This window comes from Actinosynnema sp. NPDC002837 (assembly GCF_040295345.1).
Classification (GTDB): Bacteria; Actinomycetota; Actinomycetes; order Mycobacteriales; family Pseudonocardiaceae; genus Actinosynnema.
Map to the genome: position 1 here is coordinate 1 of NZ_JBEOVG010000159.1, position 10,292 is coordinate 10,292.

Below are 10,292 nucleotides of genomic sequence, written 5' to 3' on the forward strand. Positions count from 1 at the left end.
CCCAGCTCGTGCACGTGGACCTGGCCCGGGCCAGGTCCACGCTCACGGGGTGGAAGTTCGCCGACTCCGGCGTCGGGGCCCGGTCGCCTGGAAGTCGACCGGGCCGCCGTCCGCGGAGCAGCGGCCATGTCACCGGCCCAGGTGGCCGCGGCCCAGCTTGAGCAGGATCATCGCCAGGTCCCGACCGTCCGGGCCGAGGTCCTTGTACCGGTTGATCACGTCGATCTCCCGGTTGTGCACGATCCGCGTGCCGCCGGCGGCCATCCGGGCCGCGCCGATGATCTTGGAGACCTCGACCCGCCGCTTGACGAGCCTCAGCAGCTCGGCGTCCAGGTGGTCGATCTCCTGGCGCAACGCGTCGATGTCCGGTGCGGCTTCGGTGCTGTTCATGGTGACGACCTCTCGACTCTGGTTGGAGTCCCAGCCCTGGCAGCAGCGAAGCCCCGGGGTCCGAGGACTCCGGGGCTTCGTGGTGGCTTGTCGGCGCTAGCGGTCCACGGGAGCCGGAGTCCGGTTCCCGTAAAAAAACTCGAAGTGGGCCATGCGCACCCGCTCATCATGCCACAGCCACGGACTGTCGGGGGTACCCGGTAACGTGGACAGGCGATGAGCGCCTTGTTCGACTTGCCCGCAAGTCCCCCCTCCCCCCGGTCCGCGCGGCTGCTCGAAGACCTCAACCCGTCCCAGCGACGGGCCGTCGAGCACGCGGGCGCCCCGTTGCTGGTCGTGGCGGGTGCGGGCTCGGGCAAGACGCGCGTGCTCACCCGCCGCATCGCCTACCTCCTCGCCGCGCGCGACGTGCACCCCGGCGAGGTCATGGCGATCACCTTCACCAACAAGGCCGCCGCCGAGATGAAGGAACGCGTGGCCGACCTGGTCGGCGCGCGGGCCCGCTCGATGTGGGTGTCCACGTTCCACTCGATGTGCGTGCGGGTCATGCGCCGCGAGGCCAAGACCCTCGGCATGTCGTCCAGCTTCTCGATCTACGACTCCGACGACACCCGCCGGCTGATCACGCTGGTGGCGCGCGACCTCGACCTGGACCCCAAGCGCTACCCGGCGCGCACGCTCGCGATCCACATCTCGAACCTGAAGAACGAGCTGGTCGACGCCGCCACCGCCAAGGAGCGGGCGGGCAACGACCTGGAGCGCCGCGTCGCCGAGGTCTACGAGAGCTACCAGCGCAGGCTCGGCGACTCGAACTCGCTCGACTTCGACGACCTGATCATGCGGACCGTCGAGCTGCTGCAGAACCACCCGGACGTGGCCGAGCACTACCACCGCCGGTTCCGGCACGTGCTGGTCGACGAGTACCAGGACACCAACCACGCGCAGTACACGCTGGTCCGCGAGCTGATCGGCACCGGCAAGGACGGCGTGCCGCCGGGCGAGCTGTGCGTCGTGGGCGACGCCGACCAGTCGATCTACGCCTTCCGCGGCGCGACGATCCGCAACATCGTGGAGTTCGAGCGCGACTACCCGCAGGCCACCACGATCCTGCTGGAGCAGAACTACCGGTCCACGCAGACCATCCTGAGCGCGGCGAACGCGGTCATCTCGCGCAACCCGGACCGCCGGGACAAGCGGCTGTGGAGCGACCTCGGCGACGGCGAGAAGATCGTCGGCTACGTCGCGGACAACGAGCACGACGAGGCGGCGTTCGTCGCGCGCGAGATCGACCACCTGGTGGACAGCGGCGAGGCGAACAACGGCGAGATCGCCGTGTTCTACCGGACCAACAACCAGTCGCGCGTGTTCGAGGAGATCTTCATCCGCCTCGGCCTGCCCTACAAGGTCGTTGGCGGCGTCCGGTTCTACGAGCGGCGCGAGGTGCGCGACGCGCTGGCGTACCTGAGGGCGTTGTCCAACCCCGACGACACGGTGTCGTTGCGGCGCATCCTGAACGTGCCCAAGCGCGGCATCGGCGAGCGCGCGGAGGCGTGCGTGTCGATGTACGCCGAACGCGAGCGGATCGGCTTCGCGGCGGCGTTGCGCGACGCGGTGACCGGCAAGGTGCCGCTGCTCAACCCGCGTTCCCGCAACGCGATCGCCGGGTTCGTCGAGCTGATGGACGAGCTCGGCGAGCTGGTCGAGCGCGGCGACGACGTGGCCGACATCCTCGAAGCGGTGCTGGAGAAGACCGCCTACCGGGCCGAGCTGGAGGCCAGCGAGGACCCGCAGGACCACACCCGGGTCGAGAACCTCAACGAGCTGGTCACGGTGGCCCGCGAGTTCGGCGACTTGAACACCCCCACGCCGGCCGAGGCTGCATCTCCTGATTTCGGGGAGCTTCCCGCCGAAGGCTCCCTGGCCGCGTTCCTGGAGCGGGTGGCGCTGGTCGCGGACGCCGACTCGGTGCCGGACGCGGAGTCCGACGGCGTGGTCACGCTGATGACGCTGCACACCGCCAAGGGCCTGGAGTACCCGGTGGTGTTCTGCACCGGCTGGGAGGACGGCGTCTTCCCGCACCTGCGGGCGCTCGGCGACCCGACGGAGCTGGCCGAGGAACGGCGCCTGGCCTACGTGGGCATCACGCGCGCCCAGAAGCGGCTGTACCTGTCGCGGGCGCTGGTGCGCTCGGCGTGGGGCCAGCCGTCGACGAACCCGGCGTCGCGGTTCCTGGACGAGATCCCGGCCGACCTGCTCGACTGGCGGCGGACGGAGCCCAAGCGCTCCGCGCCGTCCGCGCCGACGTCGTGGGGCGGCGGTCGAGGGTCGGGCACGCCACGCCCGGCACCGACCAACGCGGGCTGGAAGGACACGCCCGCGCTGAAGCTGGACGTGGGCGACCGGGTGAGCCACGACAAGTACGGCCTCGGCCGGGTCGTGGCCGTGGACGGCTCGGGGCCCCGTGCGACCGCCACGATCGACTTCGGCGGCGCGGGGACGGTGCGGCTGATGCTCATCGGCGGCGTGCCCCTCGTGAAGCTCTGAGGCGCGCTCAGCCGTAGTTCGCCGCCTTACGTATATATAGGTGTCCCGGTCGGCCCCTGAGGGTCGACCGGTGTTCGCCTGAACGTGGCTGAATTCCCGTGCAACCCGAATCCCGCACGTGCGTCTATAGGGATGTCACAAGCGGATGGGCCGGGTCATTCGGGGTGAACCGGCCGGGGAGGGCCGCTTGGCGGCGAGCAGGGGGTGCCTACGGGGGTGGGCAGTGGGGCGGGAGCCGCGTCGGGGCGGTGACCGCAAGAGGGGATCACCTTCGGGGGGCGGTTCCGCACAGTGGAGGGGCCGGGCTGCTCAGCAGCCCGGCCCCACCTCTTTGCCCACGAACGTGGCGAGCCTCGTCGGCTCAGACGCTGATGCCCTTGGAGTTGAGCCAGCCCAGCGGGTTGATCTTCTTGCCGTCCGGGTTCCAGACCTCGAAGTGCAGGTGCGGACCGGTGGAGAAGCCGCGGTTGCCCATGCGCGCGATCTGCTCGCCCGCCAGGACCCGCTGGCCCTTGCGCACGGAGTAGGTGTCCACGTGGCCGTAGACGGTCACCGAGCCGTCGGCGTGCTCGACCTTGACCCACAGGCCAAAACCGCTTGCCGGACCGGCCTCGATCACGACACCATCGGCGGCGGACAGGATCGGCGTGCCGATGGGGCCCGCGATGTCGATGCCGTAGTGCATCTCGCCCCAGCGACCGCCGTAGCCGGACGTGAAGTCGCCGGCGGCGGGACGGGCGAACTTGGGACGCCGCGCCTCGGCCTCTTCGGCCTCGCGGGTCTCGGTGATGTGCTGGCTCTTGACGAGCTTCTGCGCCTCGGCCGCCGGGTCGACCGTCTTGGCGACGGGCAGGACCTGCGGGGAGGCGGGGCCGGTGCCACCGACGCCGAACGCGGCGGCGCCGTCGGCCGCGGAGTTCGCGAGCGGGGTGACCTCGTCTGCCGAGGCCGGCGAGTCGGACCCGAGCGCGTGGAGCGTCTGCCCTGCGCCGGCGGCGGCGAACGCGCCGACGGCGACCGCGGCGACCACGATCCGTCCGCGCAGCGCCGAGGGCGGAGGCGGAAGCCGGTGCGTGCTCACCGTGCGGGTCGAAGCGCGGTCTACCGCTTCTTCGAGCACAGCAGAACTCGTATGGCCGCCGGGGGAGCGGTGTTGAGACAAAACCTGGCCTTCCGTCTTCGGGGAGTCCGGTCGGACTACCGGGCGGGGGATCCCGGTTGAGCCGGTCGGGGTACCGGCTCGTCGTCCTGCTTGTGACCAGACCGTGACAACGGACCGGGGGAAGATAACGGCGCGGAGCCCCTAAGGGCAATCCCCGAAGCCGAGGATGACCGTTTAGCGGTCAGTGGGACATCCGCGCGTATGAGTCGTGACTCAGGGTCATGACCGGGCTACGAAAACCCCTCACGTACAGGCACGATGGGGCGAACCCCACTGTCATGCGAACGCGTGATGGCCGTCACAACGAGGTGAAGGGTGCGTGTGTCAACCGGTAGCGAAAGGTGACCTGAATCACGTATCCGGTGCTCCTCGACGACCAACGCCGGGTGCTCCAACCGGGCGTTCCGCTGCGGGACGATCACCTGGTCCATCTCGCTCCACACACGACGAACCGGGTGCGGCAGGGTCGCGACGGTTCGGCCAGCTCCGCCAGCAGGTCCGAACCGGGCCTCAACTGCCTGGTCAGCGCCGTGGGCAGGAGGTAGGCGGCCAGCGTGCCGCGGTGCGGGGTGCCGAGGGTGACCAGCGTGCGCACCCGCGCGTCCCCGTCCAGGCGTTGCACGTAATAACGGGCGATCAGGCCGCCCAGCGAGTGGCCGACCACGTGCACCCGGTCGGATCCGGTCTCCTCGCAGATCCGCTCGACGTGCTCCCCGAGCAGCGCCGCCGACCGCCGGACGTCCCCCGTCAACGCGGTCAGCACGCTGTAGTTCACGGCGTGCACCGCTCCGAAGCCACGCCTCCGCAGTGCCCCCGACAGCACTGCGAAGGCGGAGCGGTTGTCCCCGATGCCGTGCACCAACACGATCGGGGTGCCCGCGGCGTCCATGGCCGAAACCAGGAGCCCGCGCCGGCGGGGTGGCAGGTGGTCGGTGCGGTAGTGCCCCTCGGGCTTCACCCGCTCCTCCGCGACGCCCCACGGGTACAGGACGGTGCGCGCGGCCAGCCAGGCGGCCTCGACGGCGACACCCCGCACGCCGCCGGGTGAAGCGACGGCCCGCAGCACGCCGCCCGCCAGGCCGAGGGCCTCGCCCGCCACGCCCAGCCCGGCGTCCACGCCCGCGCCGACCCGGCCCGACCAGGTCTCCACGAGCCGCCGCACCGCGTCGCCCACCGGGCGGGAGGTAGGTGATGCCCTCACCGACGATCAGTACCCGACGGCCGACGTCCACAACCCCCGGTGGTCCCGACCGGTCGCCCGTCGCCGCCTGCCCGGTTTTGCTAGCGTCCGACCGGTGATGCGAACCGCTGAACCGGTCTCACCGATCCGCACGAGGCTCCGGACGGCGGTCGGGGCAGCCCTGGCGGGCTCGCTCCTCACCGCGGTGGCGCCGGCGGTCGGCGTGGTCGACGGCTCCGCGCCGCCCGCGTTCACCTCCTGGCCGTTGCTGGCGCTGCTCGCCGTGCTGCCGACCGCCCTGGCGGCGTTCTTCCTCTCGCGCGGGCAGGAGCTCACCGCGGCGGCGGCCCTCGTGGCGCCCGCCGTGTTCGCCCTCGGCCGGCTGCTCGCCGACCTGCAGCTCCTCGTCGACCCGGTCGACGCCGCCCGGCCCGAGCTGATGCGCGCGGCGAGCCTCGACCCGCCCGAGCCCGTGCTCGGCCTGTGGCTGCTGCCGGCCGGGCACGTGCTGCTGATCGCGGCCGGCGCGTTGGCCACCTTCGGCACGGAACCGGACGTGCGCAGCGAACGCGCGAGCTTCGCGCTGCCGGCCACGGCGGGCATCGTGGCGGGCATCGGCCTGTTCACCGCGCCGTTCACCTCGTCCGACGCGCTGATCCCGGCGCGCGGGACGGTCGACTCGCCGACGCTGCCGATGGTGGGCGGCCTCGTCCTCACCCTGGCCGCGCCCGCGCTCGCCGTCCTCGCGGCCAGCGCCACCACCCACGAGGCGCGCCGGGGCGGGCTGCTCGGCCTGGCCGCCGTCCTGCTCGGCGCCGCCGTGCCGCCGATCGCCACGGCCTTCTCGGTCGACGCGGTCGGCCCGGCCGTCGGTCCGTTCCTGGTCCTCGCCGCCGCCGTCGCGCTCGCCTGGCCGCAGCGGGCCGTCAAGGACGACGACGCCGAAGGGCACGACGTCGAACTGCCCGGCCAACGTCGCCTGCACGTCATCGCGGGCGCGTTCGGCCTGGTCGCCGCCGCGACGGCCGCCGTCGGCGCGTCGACCGACCACCTGGTCCTGCCCGACGGCTTCCCGCCGCCCGCGGACTACGCCGCGCGCCTGCTGTGGCCGGCCGCGATCGCCACCGGCGTCCTCGCCGCCGCGCTGCTGGCCAAGGCCGCCGTCCGGCCCGCCTTCACCGTCGCCGTCGTCACCATCCCGCTGAGCGCCGCCGGCGCGCTCGACGCCGTCTTCACCGCGACGCAGGTCGACGTGGTCGGGCCGGGGGTCGGCGTCTGGTTCACCGCGGGCTCGGTGGTCGCCGCGGCGGTCGCCGCCGTCACCGCCGCCCTGGCCGGCGCGGTCGAGCGGGACGAGGTGGGCACGGCCACGACCGAACCGCCGCTGCCGCTGATCGCCGCCACCCTGATCGCCGCGCTGCTCGCGGTCGGCGCGTTCAGCCTGCCCGTGCTGCGGGCGCCGGACTACGTGGCGATCGGCGCGTTCGGGCTGCGCGTCGGCTCGTTCGGACTGCTGGTGGCGTTGATCACGGTCGTGGTCGCGGCGGTGGTCGCGCTGAGGGCCAGGCCGGGCCGCGGCGCGGCGCTGCTGCTCGGCGCGGCCGTCGTCACGGCCGTCCGCGCCTGGGAGTACCCGCTCACCGCGGCGCGCGCCGCCGAGGCCGCCCCCGGCCCGGGGTTGTGGCTGGCCGCCGCCGCGACGGCCGCGTTCGTGGTCGCCGGGGCGTTGCGCACGGCCCGCTGAACCGATCGTGGGATCGGCGGCCCCGCCGGCGTTGGTGATCGACCTCACCACCTCTATGACGGAGTTCACGGGCGTGGGGTGCGGTGGACTCCGGACCGGTCGATAGTGTCTTGCGAAGCCGCGTCGAGCCGGTCCCCCCACGGCTGTGCCGGCGTTCCAGGTGATGCCTGGTACGTGTGCGCACCAGGCCCCAGCCTGGAGCGCCGGGACCTGGAGAGGACCGCACGACAGGACGCGGTGTCCGACACCGACGTCGCAGGAGACCCGAGTGGACCTGTACGAGTACCAGGCGAAGGACCTCTTCGCCGCCCACGACGTCCCGGTACTTCCGGGCGACGTGGCGACCACCCCCGCCGAGGCCAAGGCCATCGCCGAGCGCTTCGGCCAGACCGTCGTGGTCAAGGCCCAGGTCAAGACGGGCGGCCGCGGCAAGGCCGGCGGCGTCAAGCTCGCCGAGAACCCGGACGAGACCTCGGCCAAGGCCGAGGCGATCCTCGGCCTGGACATCAAGGGTCACATCGTGCACCGCGTGCTGGTGACCCCCGCGTCCGACATCGCCGAGGAGTACTACTTCTCCTTCCTCCTCGACCGCGCCAACCGCACCTTCCTGGCCATGGCCAGCGTCGAGGGCGGCATGGACATCGAAGAGGTCGCCGCGACCAAGCCCGAGGCCCTGGCCAAGGTGCCGGTGGACGCGATCAAGGGCGTCGACCGCGCCAAGGCCGACGAGATCGTGGCCGCCGCCAAGTTCCCGGCCGAGGTGGCCGACCAGGTCGCCGACGTCATCGTGAAGCTCTGGGAGACCTTCGTCTCCGAGGACGCCACGCTGGTCGAGGTCAACCCGCTGGTCCGCGACCCCGAGGGCAAGATCGTCGCGCTCGACGGCAAGGTCACCCTCGACGAGAACGCCTCCTTCCGCCACCCCGCCCACGAGGCGCTGGTGGACAAGCAGGCGGAGGACCCGCTGGAGGCCAAGGCCAAGGCGAAGGGCCTCAACTACGTCAAGCTGGACGGCCAGGTCGGCATCATCGGCAACGGCGCCGGTCTCGTGATGTCCACCCTCGACGTGGTGGCGTACGCGGGCGAGAAGCACAAGGGCGTCAAGCCCGCGAACTTCCTCGACATCGGCGGCGGCGCGTCGGCCGAGGTCATGGCCAACGGCCTGGACATCATCCTGCACGACCCGGACGTGCGCTCGGTCTTCGTGAACGTCTTCGGCGGCATCACCGCGTGCGACGCGGTCGCCAACGGCATCGTGGCCGCGCTGGGCATCCTGGGCGACGAGGCCTCCAAGCCGCTCGTGGTCCGCTTGGACGGCAACAACGTGGAGGAGGGCCGTCGGATCCTCGCCGAGGCCAACCACCCGCTGGTCACCGTGGTGGACACTATGGACAACGCGGCCGACAAGGCCGCCGAGCTCGCGGCTGCGGGGGTCTGACGATGGCAATCTTCATCACCAAGGACAGCAAGGTCATCGTCCAGGGCATGACCGGCGCCGAGGGCACCAAGCACACCAAGCGGATGCTGGCGTCCGGCACGAACATCGTCGGCGGCGTGAACCCGCGCAAGGCGGGCGAGAAGGTCGACTTCGACGGCAACGTGCTGCCGGTGTTCGGCTCGGTGGCCGAGGCCATGGAGGCGACCGGCGCCGACGTCACCGTGATCTTCGTGCCGCCGGCGTTCGCCAAGGCGGCCGTGATCGAGGCGATCGACGCGGGCATCGGCCTGGCCGTCGTGATCACCGAGGGCATCCCGGTGCACGACACCGCCGCGTTCTGGGCGCACGCCGTCGCGACCGGCAACAAGACCCGGATCATCGGCCCGAACTGCCCCGGCCTGATCAGCCCCGGGCAGTCCAACGCTGGCATCATCCCGGCCAACATCTCCGGCGCGGGCAAGATCGGTCTGGTGTCGAAGTCCGGCACGCTGACCTACCAGATGATGTACGAGCTGCGCGACTTCGGCTTCTCCACCGCCATCGGCATCGGCGGCGACCCGATCATCGGCACCACCCACATCGACGCGCTGGCGGCCTTCGAGGCCGACCCGGAGACCGCGGCGATCGTGATGATCGGCGAGATCGGCGGCGACGCCGAGGAGCGGGCCGCGGCCTACGTCAAGGACAACGTCACCAAGCCGGTCGTCGGCTACGTGGCGGGCTTCACCGCGCCCGAGGGCAAGACGATGGGCCACGCGGGCGCGATCGTGTCCGGCTCGGCCGGCACCGCGCAGGCGAAGAAGGAAGCCCTGGAGGCGGCGGGCGTCAAGGTCGGCAAGACGCCGAGCGAGACGGCCGCGCTGATGCGGGAGATCATGCAGTCCATCGGCTGACACTGGGCCGTTCGTGCGTGACCTGAGGGCCACCTCCCCGCCGGGAGGTGGCCCTCAGTGCGTGCCGGGACGAGTCAATGCGCACATTGGGGGGAACCACGGAGGTCCGGTCGCCGTCGGAGAGTGCGCATCGGCTAGCGTTCTGTCGACCCGAAATCAGTTCCGCAGGTGGAGGAGACCGCATCATGTCCCAGCCGTACGGCGCCCCTCAGCAGCAGCCGGGTCCGGCGCAGCCGGCGGTGGGTGTGAACCTGAACCTCATCCTTCCGCTGGTCGCCGCCGGTCTGGCGCTGATCGCGTTCCTGCTCGCGTTCGCCGACGACGTGCCGTCGTCGGAGTACCTGTACGCGGCGGGCATCCTCGCCGGCCTGTCCGTGCTGCCGCAGGCGCCCAAGGGCCTGCTGTACGCGGCGGTGCCGTTCGCGCTGATCCCCACCCTCGGCCTGCTCCAGGGCCTGATCACCACCGAGGCCGACGTCCAGGGCATGCAGATCGTGCTGCTGATCGTGTCGCTGCTGCTGGCGGCGGCCGTCGTGATGAGCCTGCTGCTCGAGACCGGCATCGTGAAGCTCCAGCCGAAGGCCGCGAACGTCTACGGCCAGCCGGGTGGCTGGAACCCGCAGTCCGGCGCGTTCCCGCAGCAGGGCCAGCAGCCGCAGCAGTTCGGCCCGCCGTCCGGCCAGTTCGTCCAGCAGGCGCCGCCGCAGCAGCAGGCCCAGCAGCCCGGCCAGCCGCAGCCGACGTCCTACATGCCGCAGCCCGGCCAGTTCGGCCAGCCCGGCCAGCAGCCCGGCCAGGGCACGCCGCCCGGCGGGTTCGGCGGCCCGCAGCAGGGCTGAGCACGTCGTGGGAGGGGTGGGGGGGGGGCGGGGGCGGGGCCCCCCGCCACGGGGGTCGGGGCGGGGGACCGGACGGCCCCGACCGCACCGGAGGAGTTGTGG

At 72.0% G+C, this 10,292-nt stretch carries 7 protein-coding genes and 1 pseudogene; 5 read left to right on the plus strand and 3 right to left on the minus strand.

Going from position 1 to position 10,292, the window contains the following annotated elements; translation table 11 throughout:
• Positions 1–129: 129 nt before the first annotated feature.
• Positions 130–411: pseudogene (locus ABTZ99_RS43770) on the minus strand (chorismate mutase); the annotation flags it as partial.
• A gap of 195 nt (positions 412–606) precedes the next feature.
• Between ABTZ99_RS43770 and pcrA the strand changes: the two are divergent.
• A complete protein-coding gene (gene pcrA / locus ABTZ99_RS43775) occupies positions 607–2,934 on the plus strand; it encodes a DNA helicase PcrA (RefSeq protein WP_498783504.1) in 2,328 nt (775 codons plus the stop codon).
• Between the two features lie 361 nt (positions 2,935–3,295).
• On the opposite strand, the gene ABTZ99_RS43780 is transcribed toward pcrA, so the two are convergent.
• Both ABTZ99_RS43780 and ABTZ99_RS43785 read right to left on the minus strand, forming a co-directional pair.
• Positions 3,296–3,964 (minus strand): M23 family metallopeptidase, encoded by a 669-nt coding sequence (locus tag ABTZ99_RS43780; protein ID WP_498783506.1) that lies wholly within the window; start codon positions 3,962–3,964, stop codon positions 3,296–3,298.
• Positions 3,965–4,514: 550 nt separating this feature from the next.
• Positions 4,515–5,297 (minus strand): esterase/lipase family protein, encoded by a 783-nt coding sequence (locus ABTZ99_RS43785; protein ID WP_499619045.1) that lies wholly within the window; start codon positions 5,295–5,297, stop codon positions 4,515–4,517.
• 94 nt (positions 5,298–5,391) lie between these two features.
• On the opposite strand from ABTZ99_RS43785, the gene ABTZ99_RS43790 reads away from it, so the two are divergent.
• From ABTZ99_RS43790 to ABTZ99_RS43805, 4 genes are all read left to right on the plus strand, one after another.
• Entirely contained in the window at positions 5,392–7,020 is a 1,629-nt protein-coding gene (locus ABTZ99_RS43790) for a hypothetical protein (protein ID WP_498783509.1), read from the plus strand.
• Between the two features lie 268 nt (positions 7,021–7,288).
• Positions 7,289–8,458 (plus strand): ADP-forming succinate--CoA ligase subunit beta, encoded by a 1,170-nt coding sequence (gene sucC, locus ABTZ99_RS43795; RefSeq protein ID WP_498783511.1) that lies wholly within the window; start codon positions 7,289–7,291, stop codon positions 8,456–8,458.
• A gap of 2 nt (positions 8,459–8,460) precedes the next feature.
• Positions 8,461–9,351, plus strand: coding sequence for a succinate--CoA ligase subunit alpha (gene sucD, locus ABTZ99_RS43800; protein ID WP_498783512.1), 891 nt, complete (start codon positions 8,461–8,463; stop codon positions 9,349–9,351).
• A 185-nt stretch (positions 9,352–9,536) separates the two neighbouring features.
• Positions 9,537–10,190 carry a DUF5336 domain-containing protein gene (locus ABTZ99_RS43805; protein WP_498783514.1) on the plus strand — a complete coding sequence of 218 codons (654 nt, stop codon included), beginning with the start codon at positions 9,537–9,539 and terminating at the stop codon, positions 10,188–10,190.
• Positions 10,191–10,292 lie beyond the last annotated feature (102 nt).